15 protein-coding genes are annotated in these 20,023 nt (G+C 33.4%); 13 read left to right on the forward strand and 2 right to left on the reverse strand.

Features of this window, described 5'->3' with window-relative positions:
* Window positions 1–5: 5 nt before the first annotated feature.
* The 11 genes from ACP3TL_RS13250 to ssuE all read left to right on the forward strand — a co-directional run bounded on the left by ACP3TL_RS13250 (window position 6) and on the right by ssuE (window position 14,128).
* Window positions 6–1,166 carry an ABC transporter permease gene (locus ACP3TL_RS13250; protein WP_285336796.1) on the forward strand — a complete coding sequence of 387 codons (1,161 nt, stop codon included), beginning with the start codon at window positions 6–8 and terminating at the stop codon, window positions 1,164–1,166.
* The gene (locus ACP3TL_RS13255) at window positions 1,163–2,086 is read left to right on the forward strand and encodes an ABC transporter permease (RefSeq protein WP_069833111.1); all 924 of its coding nucleotides are present in this window, start codon (window positions 1,163–1,165) and stop codon (window positions 2,084–2,086) included. The genes ACP3TL_RS13250 and ACP3TL_RS13255 overlap by 4 nt, the downstream gene beginning before the upstream one ends.
* A gap of 10 nt (window positions 2,087–2,096) precedes the next feature.
* Window positions 2,097–2,768 carry an ABC transporter ATP-binding protein gene (locus ACP3TL_RS13260; protein WP_285325786.1) on the forward strand — a complete coding sequence of 224 codons (672 nt, stop codon included), beginning with the start codon at window positions 2,097–2,099 and terminating at the stop codon, window positions 2,766–2,768.
* A 205-nt stretch (window positions 2,769–2,973) separates the two neighbouring features.
* Window positions 2,974–4,311, forward strand: a complete 1,338-nt coding sequence (locus tag ACP3TL_RS13265) for a gluconate:H+ symporter (protein WP_069817794.1) — start codon at window positions 2,974–2,976, stop codon at window positions 4,309–4,311.
* Window positions 4,312–5,388: 1,077 nt separating this feature from the next.
* Window positions 5,389–6,582: an ornithine--oxo-acid transaminase gene (gene rocD, locus ACP3TL_RS13270; RefSeq protein WP_069833113.1), complete on the forward strand. Its 1,194-nt coding sequence runs from the start codon at window positions 5,389–5,391 to the stop codon at window positions 6,580–6,582.
* A 40-nt stretch (window positions 6,583–6,622) separates the two neighbouring features.
* Complete coding sequence (gene argC / locus ACP3TL_RS13275; protein WP_069833114.1) at window positions 6,623–7,654, forward strand: N-acetyl-gamma-glutamyl-phosphate reductase; 1,032 nt, start codon at window positions 6,623–6,625, stop codon at window positions 7,652–7,654.
* Between the two features lie 22 nt (window positions 7,655–7,676).
* A complete protein-coding gene (argJ, locus tag ACP3TL_RS13280) occupies window positions 7,677–8,915 on the forward strand; it encodes a bifunctional glutamate N-acetyltransferase/amino-acid acetyltransferase ArgJ (protein ID WP_069833115.1) in 1,239 nt (412 codons plus the stop codon).
* Between the two features lie 12 nt (window positions 8,916–8,927).
* Window positions 8,928–9,689 carry an acetylglutamate kinase gene (gene argB, locus ACP3TL_RS13285; RefSeq protein ID WP_069833116.1) on the forward strand — a complete coding sequence of 254 codons (762 nt, stop codon included), beginning with the start codon at window positions 8,928–8,930 and terminating at the stop codon, window positions 9,687–9,689.
* A 537-nt stretch (window positions 9,690–10,226) separates the two neighbouring features.
* The gene (gene acsA, locus ACP3TL_RS13290) at window positions 10,227–11,936 is read left to right on the forward strand and encodes an acetate--CoA ligase (RefSeq protein ID WP_069817799.1); all 1,710 of its coding nucleotides are present in this window, start codon (window positions 10,227–10,229) and stop codon (window positions 11,934–11,936) included.
* A gap of 128 nt (window positions 11,937–12,064) precedes the next feature.
* Entirely contained in the window at window positions 12,065–13,474 is a 1,410-nt protein-coding gene (locus ACP3TL_RS13295) for an LLM class flavin-dependent oxidoreductase (RefSeq protein ID WP_069817800.1), read from the forward strand.
* A gap of 114 nt (window positions 13,475–13,588) precedes the next feature.
* Complete coding sequence (gene ssuE, locus ACP3TL_RS13300; RefSeq protein ID WP_069833117.1) at window positions 13,589–14,128, forward strand: NADPH-dependent FMN reductase; 540 nt, start codon at window positions 13,589–13,591, stop codon at window positions 14,126–14,128.
* Window positions 14,129–14,200: 72 nt separating this feature from the next.
* Here ssuE and ACP3TL_RS13305 read toward each other — a convergent pair whose 3' ends face one another.
* Together ACP3TL_RS13305 and ACP3TL_RS13310 are read right to left on the reverse strand one after the other, a co-directional pair.
* A complete protein-coding gene (locus tag ACP3TL_RS13305; RefSeq protein WP_069833118.1) occupies window positions 14,201–14,860 on the reverse strand; it encodes a hypothetical protein in 660 nt (219 codons plus the stop codon).
* A gap of 240 nt (window positions 14,861–15,100) precedes the next feature.
* The gene (locus tag ACP3TL_RS13310) at window positions 15,101–16,690 is read right to left on the reverse strand and encodes an L-lactate permease (protein WP_069833119.1); all 1,590 of its coding nucleotides are present in this window, start codon (window positions 16,688–16,690) and stop codon (window positions 15,101–15,103) included.
* 424 nt (window positions 16,691–17,114) lie between these two features.
* Here ACP3TL_RS13310 and ACP3TL_RS13315 point away from each other — a divergent pair, with 424 nt between their 5' ends.
* On the forward strand, window positions 17,115–18,368 hold the full coding sequence (locus ACP3TL_RS13315) for an MFS transporter (protein WP_069817807.1): 1,254 nt from the start codon (window positions 17,115–17,117) through the stop codon (window positions 18,366–18,368).
* 528 nt (window positions 18,369–18,896) lie between these two features.
* Window positions 18,897–19,928: an ornithine carbamoyltransferase gene (gene argF, locus ACP3TL_RS13320; RefSeq protein WP_069833120.1), complete on the forward strand. Its 1,032-nt coding sequence runs from the start codon at window positions 18,897–18,899 to the stop codon at window positions 19,926–19,928.
* Window positions 19,929–20,023: the final 95 nt, after the last annotated feature.

The raw sequence follows: 20,023 nt of genomic DNA on the forward strand, positions 1-20,023 counted from the left end.
GTTAAATGAGAACATTACAATTGTTTCGCATTTACCACTCTTTTTTATTGAAAAAATGGCATTTATTTTTATATTTAGTGTTAATTATCATTGGTTTGTTTTCAACCTTACTTGTCATACAACAATTTAATCAAAATGATTCCAAATTTAGAATTGGTGTTGTAGATCGCGATCAATCGACAGAAACTGCATTAATACTTAAATCGATGGGCGATGACTTAGGCAAAGATATTAGTATCAAACGCTATAATAAACAAGAAGCACACCAATTGTTAAAAGCTCAGAAGTTAGAAGGATACTATGTGTTTGAAAAAGGAATGACTAAGTCATTTTATAAAAATGGTAACTTGCCTATTTCAGTTTATACATATGATAAACAATCGACTAAAAGTTTAGTTATTAATCAATTAACAGGTTCAGTGTACAATCGACTCATGTTGTCTATGGGTGGGGGACTCGCTTATACATCACTTGCAGAGGATGCTGGAAAAGAAGACACAATGCTTTTATTAACAGACTTATTGTTTACAGGGTTAAATCGTACAGGTGGGTTTGATTATAAACCTGTACAAATATACGATACTGCGAGCTATTATGTGATAACCGGCTATTTAGCGTCTATTTTTATCTTCGCTTTATCATTATTTTCAATTTTAAAAATGAATCAAGTAACAGCACTGAAATCTAGGTTAAGTATGTATCATTTTTCATTTGAGAAACTGACGCTTATTCGAAGTTTATTCACATTATTATATACAAGTATCTGGGCTGTAGTTGGCTTGTTTTGGATGCTCAATGTATTGCCGAATGATTTTGAAAGCTACAATTGGTCTACTGTAGTGATTCAACTCATATATTATATCTTGATGTTGATAATCTGGCTGACGATTATTGATTTAATATCATCTAAATGGATGAATTATATTTTGAAAAGTATATTCAGTATTATCATTTTGTTACTATCAGGTCTAATCATACCTACTATATATTTCAAGCATTTATTCAATGGTATTTTCACGGTACAACCATTTAGTTTTGTAACAAATCAAATGTTGGAAATCATATTAAATAATTACATTTTAGAAACGCCGATCATGTTTTATATTAGCTTTCTATTATCATTTGTTGTATTAATATTTGTCATTGTTGGGAGGTATCGTAGATGATTCAACCTTACCTTTTTATCGTAGTTGTAAAACAGTGGAAACAATACGTGTTACTAGCGCTACTATTATTATGTGCCTTATTAGCGGTGTGGGGCTTATATAAGACACTCAATCAATCGTTTCAAATACCAGTGGCAGTCCAAGATCAAGAACGTTCGTCAGCATCTGAAAGTTTGATTGAAGCTATAGATGGCAACGAATTTGTGCAGGTAGAGCATGTGCCGCTTGAAGAAGCATATATTGAGGAACGCGTTACTAGAAAAGAAGCGGTAGTCAGTTTGCAAATACCAGAAAATTATAGTGACAAGTTGCATAGTAATCATTTAAAAGATGCACTAACCCTATATGGCAGAGATGACTTTATTGGAGATATTACGTTAGAAATGATTAGTCGTTCTTTGTATGAACAGCAAATACCTAATATAGTGAAGTCGCACTTAGAAGATAATGATCAAGATACTTCATTAAAAGCAGTTAATAGAAAATTAAATCAAGAAACACCAGAATCAAAGATAGCGCATTATGTTATTAATCACAGTTCTAATACTTCTATATCATTAAGTGTTGTCTTTGCAATTTTATTATGCGTCAGCAGTGTTCAAATTGTGTTACATCAAAGATTGAAACAAAATGGTGCATTGGCAAGGTTGTTTATGTTCCGCTATAGTCGCCTTAAATTGTTTGGCACATATGCTATTGCACATACTATGATATTAATGATTTTATTAAGTGTGACAGCAGTCGTATTTCAGCAAAGTTTATCGTTGATGTTTTATGTGAAATCGCTATGGGTTATTTTAATTTATGAATTGGGCGTAGCTTGGCTATTATTTAAAGTAAATACATTAAGCCATAGACTATTTATGACACTTATATATGCACTGGTGATGGGTTTAATTTATATCTTCATACAATTATAGGAGTGATAAGATGATAGAATTACAAAATATCAAAAAACAATACCGTAGTAAAAGCATCTTTGAATCGCTAAATATGACATTTGAAGATAAACAGTTAACTATTTTACTTGGTGAAAATGGGGCTGGAAAATCTACTTTGTTAAGAATGATTTCAGGATTAGAGGAAGCGGATTATGGCAATATTACTTACTTTGGTGACCAAGTTGCAAAAAAGCAACTTCAAGATATGATCGGTTATGTACCTCAAGATATTGCGTTATTTGAACACATGACAGTAAATGAAAACATCAATTGCTTTAAGGCGTTATGCAAAAATCCTATAACCGAAGACATGATAGACCAGTATGCATCCCAACTTCATTTAACAGATAGAACAGTTGCTGTGTCGAAACTATCAGGTGGCACGAAAAGAAAAGTGAATGTATTAATAGGACTTTTAAGCAAACCGCAAATATTAATATTAGATGAACCAACTGTAGGTATAGATTTGAAATCAAGATATGATATTCATAGCTTGCTCAATAAAATGAAAGCACAATATCTGATTATATTAACCACACATCATTTAGACGAAGTAGAAGCGTTAGCAGATCGCATTAAAGTGATCGGCACTGATCCGTTCTATAGAGATATTCTGAAAGATAAGCAATGGCATTTTGATACGTACCATAAACAAAATTAAAAAGCATATCCGTTATTGTTATAAAGCGACTTATATACAATGACGGGTATGCTTTTATTTTTATATTAATATGTTGAATACCTTTTGAGAAATTAAATTAAATGCAATTTTTAAATAACAACGTTGTTATTTTTAATTAAATCTATTATAATTAGGAATTGTGAATTCGCTTTCATAAGTTATTAAGGGATGGGAGGACATGAAATTGTCATTTTTAAGCGAACATCTACCACTCATTTCACTCGTAATAGGGGTTGCCTTACTATTATTCTTAAATATTAAGCTCAAAATCAATAGTATTCTAGCACTCATTTTTTCAGCAATAGTGGTTGGTTTTATAAACGGGATGAAACCTGTTGCAATATTAGACACGATTAAAGAAGGATTAGGATCAACGTTAGGAAGTCTTGCACTTATTATTGGATTTGGTGCAGTACTCGGTAAATTAATGGTGGATTCAGGTGCAGCACAACGCATTGCATCAACACTTATAAATAAATTTGGTGCTAAACATGTGCATTGGGCATTAATTATTGTAGGTGCTGTATTTGGGATTTCTGTATTTTATGAAGTGGCATTTATGATTTTAGCACCATTAGTAATTAGTATTGCTGTGGAAGCAAAAACACCATTTATGAAGTTAGCTATTACTATGGTTGCTGCCACGACGCTATCTCATAGTATATTCCCACCTCAAGCAGGTCCAACTGCACTTGTAGATGCTTACAATGCAGATATGGGCATGGTTTATATATTAGGCATTATTGTCTTTGTACCTAGTGTAATTATGGCTGGTGTTGTATTACCTAAGTTTATGAAGAAAATGGATTACCCAGTACCTCCGTTATTAAAAAAGAACAAGGTTTTTTCTGAAAGTGAAATGCCAAGTTTTGGAATGAGTTTATTTATACCACTTATTCCTGCTATTTTAATTTCTATTTCAACAATTCTAAGTTTATTTATTACTGAAGATACATTATTACATGAAGCTGTGACCTTTATAGGAAGTGCAGAAATCAGTCTTATTATTGCTATTTTAACTGCTATTGTTATCTTTGGTCTTAGAAAAGGTAAAAATATGGATGACATGATGAAGACATTTGAAACTGGCTTGAAAGGTGTTGCAACGATTATATTCATAGTCGGTGCAGGTGGTGCGTTCAAAGAAGTTATATTAGAAGCTAATGTTGGGAACTATATAGCAGACATTATGAAAGATACTAATATTTCACCACTTATTATGGCTTGGCTCATTACAGCGTTAATTCGTATTGCTACTGGGCAAGGTGTAGTTTCAGCGATTACTGCAGCAGGTATTGTAGGACCACTGATCCCTACATTTAACGTAAGTCCAGTGCTTATGGTTCTTGCTACTGCGGTAGGTAGTAATACCATTACACACGTAAATGATGCTTCATTTTGGCTATTTAAAGAATACTTTAATATTTCAATAAAAGACACATTTAAAACATGGGGCGTCTTATTATTGACGACATCAATTACTGGATTAATTGTTGTTCTAATACTAGATTTATTTATGTAATCACCTTACTAAAAGCATAATTATATATTTGAGTAACATCATAAAAAGCAGTATCTGAATGGATTAAACACAATTCCTTGTAGATACTGCTTCATTTGTGTATAAATACAATAAAAAAGTAAAATAAGGGTAAATTTGTGATTTGAAAGGCTATGAATTGGCTGAAAGTGTTGGTATTACAACGTTTGAAGGCTATTAAGCGTAAATGTGATATTTACAGTGAATATACTTTTAATGAATAAATGAGTAACATCGTAAAATGACACGCTATGGACTTTATCTATAGGACTGAAGGCGAATGAATTGTGCCATATCTTTATACATTAAGTACGCCTAATTTGTATAAAGATACTTTTATATACAGTTATTATCGATTAAAAAGTCGATTTGACTTGAGTTTTTATATGCGTATAATAACTTCGTATACAAGAGTTTGTATAAAAAGTGCATTCGCCTTGTTTTGAACGTAAAATAAATTAGCAAGCACGCAAATAAAATGGTAGCAGTTTATGAATTATTTTATACTTTGTAAGCGTTGCTTTCTTATTGTTAACAAGTAACGTTAAATATTGTATTAACGAGATTCATTCCCCGCATGATTTCATATCTAATTATTAAAGTTTGATACAGCATATTACGGCGAAGTTTATCTTTTTAAATGTACTAAGCAAATCAATAAAGATTAAAGCTCAAATTTATGTAAAAAACATAATTCTAAAATAGTAAATGAAAAATCTTAGATAGTGATAATTAATATTAAGCAAACTAAGTGAAAAGTAAACTTAGTTTGCCTTTTTTATGAAAATAATAGAGCGGTACTACCATGAAATAATTACATAACAAGTTTTTTAAAAGCCAACAGGCACCAAATCATACAACATATATACATTTTATAGTTTGTCATCACAGTATTCAAAGAAATGTTAAGTCTGTATAAAATTTGTAAAAAGGCTTTAAAACAATCGTTTATTTAATTATTATTTTAATTAGTCTTTGACTAATTGTAAAATTACGTGTATGATTTATGGATATTAATTCAAAATTTAGAATATTTATAGAAAAGGGATGAGGGTTTCGATGAATGATTTATTTGCACTAACAGATCAATACAGTTCGAACAATTATAGCCCACTTAAACTGGCTTTAACGAAAGGTCTAGGTGCTAAAGTTTGGGATGTTGAAGATAATAGCTACATTGATTGTATTTCAGGTTTTTCAGTCGTCAATCAAGGGCATTGTCATCCGAAAATTATAAAAGCATTTCAAGAGCAAAGCGAAAAAATAACTATGGTATCACGTGCATTATATAGCGACAATTTAGGCAAATGGGAAGAGAAAATATGTTCCCTTGCCAATAAGGAAAAAGTGTTGCCTATGAATACAGGCACTGAAGCCATTGAAACGGCAATTAAGATTGCACGTAAATGGGGATCTGATGTTAAAGGTATAGCGGAAAACCAAGGCGAAATTATTGCAATGAATGGTAATTTCCATGGTCGTACACTAGGTGCCTTATCGCTATCTTCGCAAGAAAGTTATAAAAAAGGTTTTGGACCTTTGCTAGATAATATGCAATATATGGATTTCGGAGATATCACTCGCTTGAAATCACTCATTAACGAAAATACAACAGCAATTGTACTTGAGCCAATCCAAGGTGAAGGTGGCGTCAACGTACCGCCAGATTATTTCATCCAAGAGGTTCGAAACTTATGTGATGAACATAACGTTCTATTTATTGCAGATGAAATACAAGTTGGTCTTGGTAGAACAGGTAAGATGTTTGCAATGGAATGGGAAGGTGTAGAACCAGATATCTACTTATTAGGTAAGTCACTTGGTGGTGGTCTTTATCCGATCTCAGCAGTGTTAGCTAATGATGACGTGATGAAAGTACTTACACCTGGCACACATGGTTCGACATTTGGAGGTAATCCACTTGCATGTGCAGTATCAATGGCAGCATTAGATGTGTTAATTGATGAAAACTTAATCGAACGTTCTGCTGAACAAGGACAAAAATTACTTAACCATTTACAGCTGATAGACAGCAACATCATAAAAGATGTGAGAGGCAGAGGATTATTTATCGGTATTGAATTAACTGAACCAGCACAATCTTATTGTCAAGAGATGATTGAACAAGGTGTGCTATGTAAAGAAACACAAGGAAATATTATTAGACTTGCACCACCACTTGTTATTGAAGATGAAGAAATTGATAAAGTTATAAAAGTAATAACAGAAGTTTTAGAAAAAAGTAAAGCATAACACTTAAAAAAGTTCGAATATTCAGAAAGGAATGAACGTCATGATAGAAGTTGGGATAGTAGGAGGAAGTGGTTATGGTGCGGTCGAATTAATTCGATTATTACAGCACCATCCAAATGTAAAAATAAAATATATCTTTTCACATTCTAAAGCGGATGAACCAATAAAAGAAACATTTCCTCACTTAACTCATTTAACGCATCGCTACGAGGCTTTAGACACTGAAACAGTTGACTGTGATGTGATGTTCTTTGCTACACCTTCAAATGTAAGTAAACATATAGCGCCTGATTTGGTAGAGAAAAATATAAAAGTCATCGATTTGTCAGGTGATTTCAGATTAACTAATAGAGATATCTATCAACAGTTTTATGGTGAAGCAGCTGCGACACAACAACAATTAGATGATGCAAATTATAGTATTGCAGAATGGTCTGAAGTAGATCAAACCAATACACAACTTGTAGCTAACCCAGGCTGTTTTCCTACTGCTACATTATTAGCGTTACATCCGTTAATAGATCAAAAAATAATTCAACATGACTCAATTATTATAGATGCCAAAACAGGTGTTTCAGGGGCTGGAAGGTCACTGACACAACACGTCCATTACGCTGAAATGAATGAGAACTTGAGTGCTTATGCGATTGGTAAACATAAGCATAAGCCTGAAATAGAACAGTATGTCTCGCATTTAGCAGATGAAGATATCAAAGTAGTATTTACCCCTCATTTAGTACCAATGACACGTGGCATACTCTCTACGATATATGTGAAATTAAACAAACAAACTACTAGCGAAGATTTACATGCAACTTTCAAGCAATATTATGATAGTAAACCCTTTGTACGCATTAGAGATTTAGGTAATTATCCTAAAACTAAAGAAGTATATGGTAGTAATTACTGTGATATCGGTATGTATGTTGACGAAGAAACGCAAACAGCAGTGATTGTCTCTGTTATTGATAACTTAGTCAAAGGTGCAAGTGGCCAAGCGATACAAAATTTAAACTTAATGTATGGATTAAATGAAGCAACAGGGTTAATACAACTACCTGTATATCCGTAATATAAAAGAAAGGTGAGATGGGATGAAAGATATTGAAACGTTAGATACACTCAACCAATTGAAAATAGATTTACAAGGTGATGTAAGTTCTCCATTAGGTTTTATAGCTGGAGGCATGCATGTTGGATTAAGAAGAAAGAAAAAAGACTTTGGATGGATATACTCTACGACAGCAGCTGCAGCAGCAGGTACTTATACACTGAACCGTTTTAAAGCAGCACCGTTAAAAGTTACTGAAGAAACGATTAAAAATAATCAATCGTTACAAGCCATTGTAGTGAATTCAGCAAATGCTAATTCATGTACTGGTGAAAAAGGTATTCAAGATGCCAAAGACACTCAAGCATGGGTAGCAGAGCATTTGAATTTATCCAAAGAGAGCGTAGGCGTCGCATCTACGGGCGTTATAGGATCATTTTTACCAATGGATAAGATACAACACGGTACACAAAATGTCTTAAAAGAACAATATAATCAAAGCGAGTTTTTCAATCAAGCGATTTTAACAACGGATACATTTACTAAACATTTATCTGTGCAAGTTGAAATTGATGATATAACTGTAACAATTGGAGGAACAGCTAAAGGTTCAGGCATGATTCATCCGAATATGGCAACAATGCTGTCATTTATTACGACAGATGCCAAAATTGATGCAGACACGCTAGACAATTGTTTAAAACAAACGATTGATAACTCTTTTAATATGATTACAGTTGATGGAGATTCTAGTACAAACGATATGGTGCTTGGTTTAGCGAATGGACAAGCGAACCATAATAAACTCGATACGTTACACCCTGATTGGGAAAAATTTGAATATGCATTAAATTTCGTGAGTCAGTATCTTGCTAAATCAATAGCTAAAGATGGTGAAGGGGCAACGAAATTAGTTACGGCTAAAGTTAAAGGTGCAAATGATGTTGCAGAAGCAAGAAAAATTGCTAAAAGTATTGTATCATCAAGCCTTGTGAAAACAGCAATTCATGGCGAAGATGCCAACTTTGGAAGAATTGTCACAGCAATGGGCTATGCTTCTGAAGACATAGAACCAAGTCAGACGAATGTTTCTTTATGTAATGTGCCTGTTGTTGAAGAAGGCATGTCAGTTGAATTTGATGAGTTACATTTAAAAAAACAATTAGAAGCAGATAACATTTATATTGAAGCATCAGTCGGTAATGGTGAAGGCGCAGCTTCAGCATATGGTTGTGACCTATCATATGAATATGTACGTATTAATGCTTCATATAGAACCTAAGGAGTGTGACCAATGAGCTATATTGTAATTAAAATAGGTGGCAGCACTCTGACAAATTTACATGATTCAACAATAGAAGACATTGCACATTTAAGACAACAAGGATTTAAACCCATTATTGTACACGGCGGTGGACCTTTTATTAATGAAGCTTTAGAGCAACAAGGGGTATCTACACAATTTAAAGATGGTTTGAGAGTAACAACGCGTGAAGTACTTGCAGTGACAAGTCAGACATTAATTGGATCAGTGAATCCAACGCTTGTTAGCAAAATTAATAAATCAGATATTCAAAGCATTGGTATAAATGGCGTAGATGCAAAATTATTTGATGTCATCCCATTAGACGATAAATATGGTTATGTCGGTGAACCTACAGATGTCGATACTTCTGTACTTGCTTCGTTAACAGAACAATTTGTACCAGTCATTGCATCTATAGGTCAACATAGAAGCACGGGGCAACTCTATAACATTAATGCAGATACATTAGCATATAAAATCGCACAATTTTTACAGGCGCCAATTTATCTATTAAGTGATATTCCTGGTGTCATCATTGATGAAAAAGTGCAAGCTACACTGAATGCTGAACGTATCAATCACTATATTGATCAAGCGTCAATATATGGCGGTATGATTCCTAAAGTTCAAGATGCGATTCAAGCGATTGAATCAGGCTGTGAAAAAGTAGTCATTGCTGCAGGTAATGAATCACATATTATTAAGAAATTACAAAGTGGTCAAAACGTTGGTACAACCATCCAACAATAGTACGACCAATCATATATTTAAAAAAAGACTAACTATTTATTAACAATAAATAGTTAGTCTTTTTTAGCTTGGGAATCACCTCAAATCACTGCAATTTTTAAAAATACAAGTTCAATCATTCATTACAATGCTATATAATCGCCTATTATCCTCAGTTTCCCTAAATAAACCAAATACTTCCATGAGTCTCAAATATCTTCTCAAAAGACCTCTATATCCCTTGAGGTGTTAATACCATATTTATCCTCGTCAATTATAAAATTTAAGCTAGCGTGATAATTATTTTTCTTATCAATTATCACACCAAAGCTATCATAATCAAATGAATAATAAATATCATTTAAACTATAATAATTTAAAATGATATTGTAGAACAATTAAAAAAGTTTAAAATTATTTGTAAAACTGCTAAGATATGTGGCTCTAGGTTTCAAAGATTTAAATCATACTAAATATATCGGAATTATTAAATAATAGGTTGAATATTCAGAAAGTTCCATCTATAATGATTTTTAAATCTTTATAGGAGGCATACACATGACAACTGAAATTTTAAAAGGTGAAAAAGGAAACTTTAATCTTCAAGATTATGAACATACATATAATAACTTTGATTGGAAAGAAGCGGAAAAAGCATTTTCTTGGTATGAAACAGGAAAAGTAAATATGGCATATGAATGTATAGACCGTCACGTAGATAACGGTAAAGGGCAAAAAATTGCCTTGAATTATAAAGACAGCGCACAAGAAGCATCTTTTACTTTCGAAGATTTAAAGCTAGCTTCAAATAAAGTAGCGAATCTATTAAAGACAGAAGCTAACGTAGAAAAAGGCGATAGAGTGTTTGTGTATATGCCTAGAATGCCAGAACTGTATTTTTCATTTTTAGGTATTTTAAAAACTGGAGCAATATGTGGTCCATTATTCGAAGCATTTATGGATCAAGCAGTAGAAGAACGTTTAAGCAATGCAGACGCTAAAGTCTTAGTTACAACAGAAGAGTTATTACCCCGTGTGCCTTACTCAAAATTACCAGACTTAGAAACTATTATAGTTGTGGGTGACAACGTATCGCCAGAACATATTGATTTTCATACAGCGTTCAAGCATGCGAGTGATAGTTTCGACATTGAATGGTTAAATCGTGAAGACCCACTTGTATTGCATTACACGTCTGGTTCAACTGGCCAACCTAAAGGCGTCTTACATGCACAGGATGCGATGATTGTGCATTACATTACAGGAAAATATGTATTAGATTTACAAGAAGATGATATTTATTGGTGTACTGGAGATCCAGCTTGGGTAACAGGATCGTCCTACGGCATATTCAGTCCTTGGCTTCACGGCGTAACAAATTGTGTCATAGGTGGAAGATTCTCTCCAGAATTATGGTATGAAATGATAGAAAAATATAAAGTTACATTATGGTATACCGCACCTACAGCATTACGTATGTTGATGAGTAAAGGCGAGACATTCACTAAGCAATATGATTTATCAACGTTAAGAAGTATTTTGTCAGTCGGTGAACCTTTAAACCCAGAAGTGATTCGTTGGGGCAATGAAGTATATGGCAGACGTATACTAGATACTTGGTGGATGACAGAAACCGGTGGATTAATGATTGTGAATTATCCAAGTCAGACTATTAAATTGGGTTCTATGGGTAAAGCCTTACCAGGTATTACAGCAAGTATTGTCGATGACGAAGGTAATGAATTACCTCCGAATACATTAGGTAATTTGGCGTTAAAAGCAGGATGGCCTTCTATGATGAGAAAAATATGGAAAAATGAAGAAAAATTCAATTCATATTTTGTGAATGGTTGGTATATTTCTGGAGATTCAGCATATCGAGATGAAGACAATTACTTTTTCTTCAAAAGTAGAGTAGATGATGTGATTATGACATCAGGCGAAAGAGTAGGCCCGTTTGAAGTTGAGTCTAAACTTGTAGAACATCCAGCGATTGCAGAGGCAGGAGTTATTGGTATCCCTGATGACGTAAGAGGTGAAATTATCAAAGCATATGTCACATTGCGTGAAGGCGTAGAAAAAACGGATGAACTTAAAGTTGAAATAAGACAATTTGTTAAGACTGGTTTAGCTGCACATGCTGCACCAAGAGAAATTGATTTTATGGATAAATTACCGAAAACAAGTTTTGGTAAAATTATGCGTCGTGTCTTAAAAGCTTGGGAATTAGATTTGCCAGCTGGAGATTTAAGTACGATTGAAAAATAATTTTCAACTAATATCCGATTAAATATATCTAATTAATATAAAATTATTTTACAAAATAAATAAAAAAATAAAATCATAACGATGAAATATAAGCATAAGCGTGACTTAAACTCATAGGAGGTAATACAATGGGAAAAAAACAAATACATTTTAATGGCTTTATTCAGAACTCACCAGCACCACATGCAATTGGTCTTTGGAAACATGACAAACATGAAGGCGCACAACATGGCACCATCGATTATTGGGTGAAGCTTGCAAAGCTTTTTGAAAAAGGGAAGTTCGATTCACTATTTATCGCTGATGTATTAGGAACGTATAGTGAATATGGCAATGATTATAAAACAGCTGTACAACATGCCGTACAAGTTCCAGATCATGATCCATTATTAGTGATATCTGCTATGGCGCAAGCAACAGAACACGTAGGATTTGCACCAACTGTATCTACGACTTATTTTCAACCATATGATATTGCGAGAAAATTTTCTACATTAGATCATTTAACACATGGCCGAATTGGTTGGAACGTTGTGACATCTTATTTAGGAAGTGAAGCGGAAAATTTAGGATTAACAGAACGTATGCCTAAAGAAACAAGATACGATCGTGCAGACGAATTTTTAGATGTAACATATAAATTGTGGGAAAGTAGTTGGGAAGATGACGCCGTTGTAAAAGATAAAGCTACCAACACGTATGCAGATCCAGATAAAGTACATTTAATTAATCACAGTGGGCGTTTCTTTAATGTTCCTGGGCCACATATTGTAGAGCCATCTCCACAACGTACACCAGTGTTATTTCAAGCAGGAGCTTCGGATAAAGGGCGTAACTTTGCAGGTAAACATGCAGAAGCAATCTTTGTCGTGAATCACTCACTTCAAGGCCTAGCTAATGATGTAAATGACATTCGTTCTAGAGCAACACAGCAAGGCAGAAATAAAGAAGATTTAAAGGTATTTACTATGATTGTTCCCGTTATTGGTGATACGGTAGAAGAAGCAGAACAATTACATCAAGAGTTAATCGAACATATCACTTATGAAGGAACTGCTGCTTTATTAAGTGGACACACAGGCATAGACTTTTCTCAATTTGACCCAGATCAATATTTAGAAGATATTGAAACAGATGCGATTCAAAGCTTGTTAGATATTTATGCGAAAGATCCAACACGTAAATGGACGTTGAAAGAAGCTATTAAGCATCATGGCTTAGGTATTGGCTCAGTTCGCTTTGTCGGCACACCTACGCAAATTGCTGATGAAATAGAGCGCTGGGTTGAAGTTGCTGATGTAGATGGGTTTAATATTGCGTATGGAACGATACCAAATTCATATGAAGATTTCATAGAAAAAGTGGTTCCAATATTACAAGCACGAGGCGTTTATCATAAAGATTATGATGAAGAAAATACAACACTTAGAGAAAATTTATTCGGTAAAGGTGAAAAGTATTTAAGATCTACGCATCCAGGATCACAATATAAACCGCAATTTAATAAGCAATATAGTTATAGTACAGCAGAAATTTAAATTCAATAGAAACAACATGCATAACAATAACATGTTTAGTTTTTAAAAATTGAGCTCTTGTCAGGTGTCTGAGAAAGTATAAGCAGTTTGAATAAATAAAGGAGGACATTAAAGATGGCAAGTGTAGCAATCATTGCAGGTGGAAATAAATTACAATCTCGTTTAACAGGTATTGTCGAGTATGCTGAAAAATATCTAGAAGATGAAGGTATTGATACAGATGTTGTACATGTTCATCAATTAGACGCAGAAGCGTTGATTACAGCGGATTTTTCTAATGCGTCTATTAATGAAACACATCAAAAAATAGAAAACGCAGATGGTATCATTATCGTATCGCCTGTGTTTAAAGCAGCCTATTCAGGTATTGTTAAAACGTATTTAGATTTATTGCCAAGAGGCGCTTTCACAGGTAAGACAGTATTGCCATTAGCATTAGGCGGAACCTTTGCGCATGTATTAGCAATTCAATATAGTTTGGATCCAGTGATTAAAGAACTAGGTGCAGACACAATTCACAAAGGCAGATTTATATTAGATAAACACATCACTTCAAATGAAGACGGCACTTATGATTATGATAAAGAAGCAAAAGATGGATTAGATAAAACATTAAAAAAGTTTGTCAGTGACAAATCACAAGTCAGAGAATAATATGTTGAATATAAAAAGGATGGGTGTGTGACATAAATAATGTCACGCTTCCATCCTTTTTTATGTATAAATTTATAAAGATACTAAAGACCATTGATGTTTGTCATCATAAGTTAATTTGAAGTCTTGTGTTTCAATAGCTATCGGAAATGCAGTAGATGCTTTATCAGAAAAAATCCATTTTTTATTTTCAGGTGTTAATAAAATATAACTTTCATCCTTTGTATCACACATAAAATTTAAAGTTTCTGGAGAAAATGAACGCCCTTCATGTGTTGTAAGATGGTGATTGGTTAAAGCTTGATACACATCATCTAGCTCATTACAGACAAATCCGACTTCACTAATTCTTGAAAATTCAGGTTCATCTGTCATATTAGATACCCTTGCAATGAGTTCGACAATATTACCTGAAGGATCATTAAAATAAACTGAATGTGCAACGAAAGATTCAAAATAAGTTGTATGTTGGCCATCTTCCATCAATAAAAATAAAATATTTTGATAGTGTTGTTTCATATCGTAAAAATGATTGTAAGGAATATCTATTGCAAAGTGGTAAAACGGTTGATTGATTTCTTCGGATTTTTGAAAATTTAATTGAGTTTCCCCAATTTGAACAATAAAAGAATCGTGATCAAGAACTTGAACAGGACATTCTAATGTTTCTTCGTAAAACTGCAAAGTTTCTTCCAACTCAGAGGTTAATAACGTAACGTTTTTAAATTTCATTTGTAGATCCCCATCCAATCCATTGTTTAGTTTGGCAAATAAATTTAATTAATAAGTTAATTGTACTTTATCAAAATATTAAGGAGTATGATAATATAACGAAGTTATAAAGTAAAAATACACTTTAATCTATTGAATATCCCAGGTGTTTTGTAGTATTAAAAAAGAACATATAAAAACAGACTAAATGCTAATCAAAGCATTTAGTCTGTTTTATTTATTAATTAACTTCCAACTAAATTAGAAGAAAAAAAGTGTGAAGATATATGCACTAATACCTACGAGTGCACAATATAGTAGTGCAGGTCCGAGCGTTTTTCTAATAACACTACCTTCTTTACCTGGCATGTCGACAACAGCACAAACTGCAACAACGTTATGAACACAAATCATATTACCTGCGGCGGCACCAATAATTTGTGCGGCTAATACAGTGAACGGCTCAGCACCAATTGCGTTTGCGATATTCATTTGAATTGGTGAGAACGTAAGTGTTGAAACAGTAGCACTTCCTGTAATAAACGAACCTAAAGCACCTAAGAACGGAGCGACAAATAACCAAATTGGACCTAAGTATTCGGACATAGCATTAGCTATATATTCAGGCATACTAATTAAGTCATTAGCATTAATACCTGAGTTGATGAACACATGAACCATTGTGAGTGTCGCAATAAGCGTAATACCAGTTATCTTAATTGTACTTAAAGATTCTACACTAGCTTTAGTCAGATCTTTAAACGGTTTTTTCTGAATGAGTATCGCAAATATTGCAGATATTATTAAGATGGTTCCTGGTGAATACAATACTTCCCAATCTGATGAAATACTTTCAAAATTCATAATGTTAGTCCAAGTTAAATCTAAAACACTTGTTGTGAATTCTTTAATAAATGGTACTGTTCTAGTAAGTAATAATAAGACAACTACCATTAAATACGGTGCCCAAGCAGTAAGTAAACTCATTGTGTGTTCAGATTCATCAGCTTCGTATGAATCATCTAATCCATCTTTCCACTCAGTCTTAGGCAATAACCAACCTTTACTTGCAGTTATAACTGCTACTATAAGACCAGTTAATGAACCTAAAATTGCAACGAACTCTGCGCCGAATAAGAATGCATAGGCAAATGCTGACCCAGCATAAACAATACCAATTAAAGCGAGCCACGGTAACATTTCAATTATAGATTTTAATTTATTTTTCTTACCAAAGAAAACAACTAAAGTAATGATTACAATAATTGGAATAAAAACACCACTCAATAAATCTAATGTAGTGATACGTTCAGCAGTAGATTGGAAGAATGCACTATCAGCATCTGTCAATGTACTTAATCCTACAAGAACAGGCGTACCAACTGCACCGAATGATACGGCAACACTATCTGCGATTAATGCAGATACTACAGCAATCATTGGTCTGAAACCTAAAGCAACCATTAATGGCGCTGTAACCATTGCAGGTGTACCAAAACCAGACGCACCTTCAATTAATGACCCAAATAAGAATGCGACGATAATCACTTGGACACGCATATCTCCAGATATTTTCTGGAAGCCTGCATTAATACGATTTACAGCCCCAGTTTGTCGTAATGTGTTAAGTAATACAAGTGCACCGAATAAGATATATAGAATCGTAAACGTTTTATGTGTACCTTGTAATAATGAAGCAATTACGACATTACCTTTCATACCCCAAACAAATATTCCCAATAATGTAACAACAATTGCACTGATTATCATACCTTTTAAAGCTGACATACGAAGTAGTACTAAAAAGATAAACGGTACAATTACTGCACTTAAAGCAATTAATAACAGCATATATTTTAACCCCTAACTTACAAAATTAATATCATCTAGTCATATGATGATTAAATCATAATTATTGTAAACGTTTTCAAAATAAAAATCAATCTTCTGTAATTAATATATAACTTAAATAAATTATTAAACATATCCAAAAAATAGCTATGTAGAATTAATAAAGTGCTATAGAAGTGTTGATTATATGAAAAGTATCTAAAAATAATCATTAATCGAAAAGGAACGAAAGAAAACGAAAATAAATTTGCATTATTAGAAAAAATACAATAATATAAAGACAATATATGAAAGCGTTTTCTGTACGATGAAATATGAAAGGCAGCAATTAAAATTTATTTTTATCACTTAGGTTTTTAGTATGTTTTGTAATTGTATAAGTAGCCACAAGTTATCAATTTAATTACATAGGGGTGTGTTAAATATGAATAAAAAATTATCAAAAATGGGTATGCCACCAACTTTATTATGGGGGTATATTGGCGTATTAATCTTTATGATGGGTGATGGATTAGAACTTGCTTGGATAAGCCCTTATCTTCATGATCACGGCTTATCCGTTCAACAAACTGCAATTTTAACGACTTGTTATGGTGTGACCATTGCAATTGGATCTTGGTTCTCAGGCGTCTTGGTCGAAATTATTGGACCGCGTAAAGTTATGTTGTTAGGCACAGGGCTGTATATTGTTGGTCATATTATATTCGTAGGATTTGCAATACCTACGATGAATTATGAATTAATGATTCCGTCGTATGCCATTCGAGGATTTGGTTATCCGTTGTTTGCTTATTCATTTTTAGTGTGGGTCGCTTACCGTTCACCTCAAAAACGATTGGGTGCCGCAGTAGGTTGGTTCTGGTTTGTATTTACAGGTGGTTTAAGCGTACTTGGTTCATTCTATTCTTCATTCGCAATTCAATGGTTTGGTCATGTGTTCACTTTATGGACTGCGATTATATGGGTGCTTATTGGAACGTTTTTAGCTGTATTTGTAAACAGAGATCAATTTGAAATAGAAGAGAAAGGCCATGGTGTGAAAGAACATGTAAAAGAAATGGGTGCTGGAATTACGATATTAAAAAGAGAACCACGCGTCGCAGTGGCATGTATCGTAAGAATTATTAATCAAGCAGCACAATATGCATTTCCATTGTTCTTACCGATATATTTAGCATCTAAAGGAATTGCAACAACAACTTGGCTCAATATTTGGGGAACAATTTTTGTCGCAAATATTATATTTAATTTAATATTCGGTGCATTGAGTGACAAGATTGGTTGGAAAAATACAATCTCATACATCGGCGGTATTGGTTGTGCTGTGTTCACATTAGGATTGTATTTTGTACCAGAATTATTTACAGGTAATGTATTTGTCATCGGCACTGTAGGGTTTTTATGGGGTATGTGTCTAGCAGGATTTGTTCCAATTTCTGCACTTGTACCTTCGCTTGTAGGTGATGGCGACAAAGGGCCAGCGATGGCTATACTAAACTTAGGTGCAGGGTTATGTGTATTTGCTGGGCCTGGATTAGTAGCGTTATTCTACGATAGTATTGGTGTAAAAGGCATGATGTACTTAATCTTTGGATTATATGTAGCAAGTGCAATTATGACACGTTTCTTAAAAACGCCTGAAGAGCGTGCAAAGCTTAGTAAGAAAGAAGCAACGTAATCGTAAAAAGCATGTATTAAAAAATAAATATTTACCATTAAAAAAGTCTCATTCTAGTTTTAAAACTAGAATGGGACTCTTTTATTTTTAAAAGCTGATTATGCAATCGTTTTGAAATGGACTGGAAATGAATGACTTATTTTTCTTGGAAGCCACCAGAAATAAATTGAGCAACGATCTGTTTGATTACAGCCACAATTTTAGTTAACAGAATCAATCACCTCCGTCAATGAAGTATTTCAGCGTCATTGTAGTACAAAAAAGTAGCACAATGCGTATTCATGCATAACTCAAAAAATAAATTTCACAAGTGTTATTTATTGAAAATTCACAGTGCATAAATGCTTTGAAAAACTGCATAAATGTTAAATTCATTAGTTAAAATGAGTGCTGTTTATCAAATAATTAAAAATAACATTTTAAACTAAAATTCAATAATATACATAATAAAGCATATTTATACTTGTTTTATATGTGAATTACGTATATTATGTATATAAATCTTATAAAAATATTGGAGTGATGAAAATGGGGTTGAACACAACAGCTTTAAATAAGTTACAAGTTTTTAAAGGAGAACACTTTTTGAAAACATGCGATTTTTCAGCAGAAGAATTGAATACATTAATAGATTTTACTGGAGAGTTAAAGGAAAAGAAAAAACGTGGGATCCCTCATCCTTATCTGAAAGGAAAGAATTTAGCGTTACTCTTTGAAAAACCCTCTACAAGAACACGTTCGGCATTTAGTGTTGCTGCGTATGATTTGGGCGCTTATCCAGAGTATTTCGGCCAAGGTGATATTCACTTAGGTGTGAAAGAATCTACAGCTGATACTGCAAAAGTATTAGGTCGTATGTATGACGGCATTGAATTTAGAGGTTATCATCAAAAAGATATAGAATCTTTAGCTAAAAATGCCAATGTGCCAGTTTGGAATGGCTTGACGAATGAGTGGCATCCAACGCAAATGATTGCGGATTTCTTTACATTAAAAGAAAATTGGGGAACTTTAGAAGGTAAAACATTAACATATGTAGGTGATGCTAGAAATAATGTAGCACATGATTTACTTATCACTGGAGCTATATTAGGCGTTAACGTACATATTGCTGCACCTAAATCTTTACAACCTGATGAAGCAATTCAAACGATGGCTAAGGATTATGCTGCACAATCTCAGAGTGAAATTTTAATTACGGATGACGTGAATCAAGCAATTTATCAAACAGATGCTATCTATACAGATGTATGGTTATCAATGGGTGAGGATCAATCTGTTTTAGAAACCCGTATTAATGAATTATTACCTTACCAAGTAAATGAATCAATGTTATTGAATACGATGAATCCTAATGCAATCGTCTTACATTGTTTACCAGCATTTCACGATTTAAACACTGAAGTAGGACAACAGATTTATGAAAAATATGGTTTGTCTGAAATGGAAATTACGGATGACGTATTTCAAGGTGAGCACGCTGTGATATTTGATCAAGCTGAAAATAGATTACATTCTATAAAAGCAATTATGTCAGTGACACTAGGCGATATATTTTAAGCGAAGTAATAGTCGTAGGGGAGGGAATACGAAATCAAATTTCAAATTTTGATTTCTGTCCCTCCTCATTTTTTTGCACGACTTATGAAGTCACA

The sequence above is a fragment of the Staphylococcus caseorum genome, from assembly GCF_049943195.1.
GTDB lineage: Bacteria > Bacillota > Bacilli > Staphylococcales > Staphylococcaceae > Staphylococcus > Staphylococcus equorum_A.

What these genes read in the sequence shown, in the direction of transcription:
- argJ (WP_069833115.1), top strand. Translation starts at nt 7,677, where the DNA reads ATGAAAGATATTGAAACGTTAGATACACTCAACCAATTGAAAATAGAT.
- ACP3TL_RS13305 (WP_069833118.1), bottom strand. Translation starts at nt 14,860, where the DNA reads ATGAAATTTAAAAACGTTACGTTATTAACCTCTGAGTTGGAAGAAACT.
- argC (WP_069833114.1), top strand. Translation starts at nt 6,623, where the DNA reads ATGATAGAAGTTGGGATAGTAGGAGGAAGTGGTTATGGTGCGGTCGAA.
- ACP3TL_RS13250 (WP_285336796.1), top strand. Translation starts at nt 6, where the DNA reads ATGAGAACATTACAATTGTTTCGCATTTACCACTCTTTTTTATTGAAA.
- ACP3TL_RS13295 (WP_069817800.1), top strand. Translation starts at nt 12,065, where the DNA reads ATGGGAAAAAAACAAATACATTTTAATGGCTTTATTCAGAACTCACCA.
- ACP3TL_RS13260 (WP_285325786.1), top strand. Translation starts at nt 2,097, where the DNA reads ATGATAGAATTACAAAATATCAAAAAACAATACCGTAGTAAAAGCATC.
- ACP3TL_RS13315 (WP_069817807.1), top strand. Translation starts at nt 17,115, where the DNA reads ATGAATAAAAAATTATCAAAAATGGGTATGCCACCAACTTTATTATGG.
- argB (WP_069833116.1), top strand. Translation starts at nt 8,928, where the DNA reads ATGAGCTATATTGTAATTAAAATAGGTGGCAGCACTCTGACAAATTTA.
- ssuE (WP_069833117.1), top strand. Translation starts at nt 13,589, where the DNA reads ATGGCAAGTGTAGCAATCATTGCAGGTGGAAATAAATTACAATCTCGT.
- acsA (WP_069817799.1), top strand. Translation starts at nt 10,227, where the DNA reads ATGACAACTGAAATTTTAAAAGGTGAAAAAGGAAACTTTAATCTTCAA.
- ACP3TL_RS13310 (WP_069833119.1), bottom strand. Translation starts at nt 16,690, where the DNA reads ATGCTGTTATTAATTGCTTTAAGTGCAGTAATTGTACCGTTTATCTTT.
- rocD (WP_069833113.1), top strand. Translation starts at nt 5,389, where the DNA reads ATGAATGATTTATTTGCACTAACAGATCAATACAGTTCGAACAATTAT.
- ACP3TL_RS13255 (WP_069833111.1), top strand. Translation starts at nt 1,163, where the DNA reads ATGATTCAACCTTACCTTTTTATCGTAGTTGTAAAACAGTGGAAACAA.
- argF (WP_069833120.1), top strand. Translation starts at nt 18,897, where the DNA reads ATGGGGTTGAACACAACAGCTTTAAATAAGTTACAAGTTTTTAAAGGA.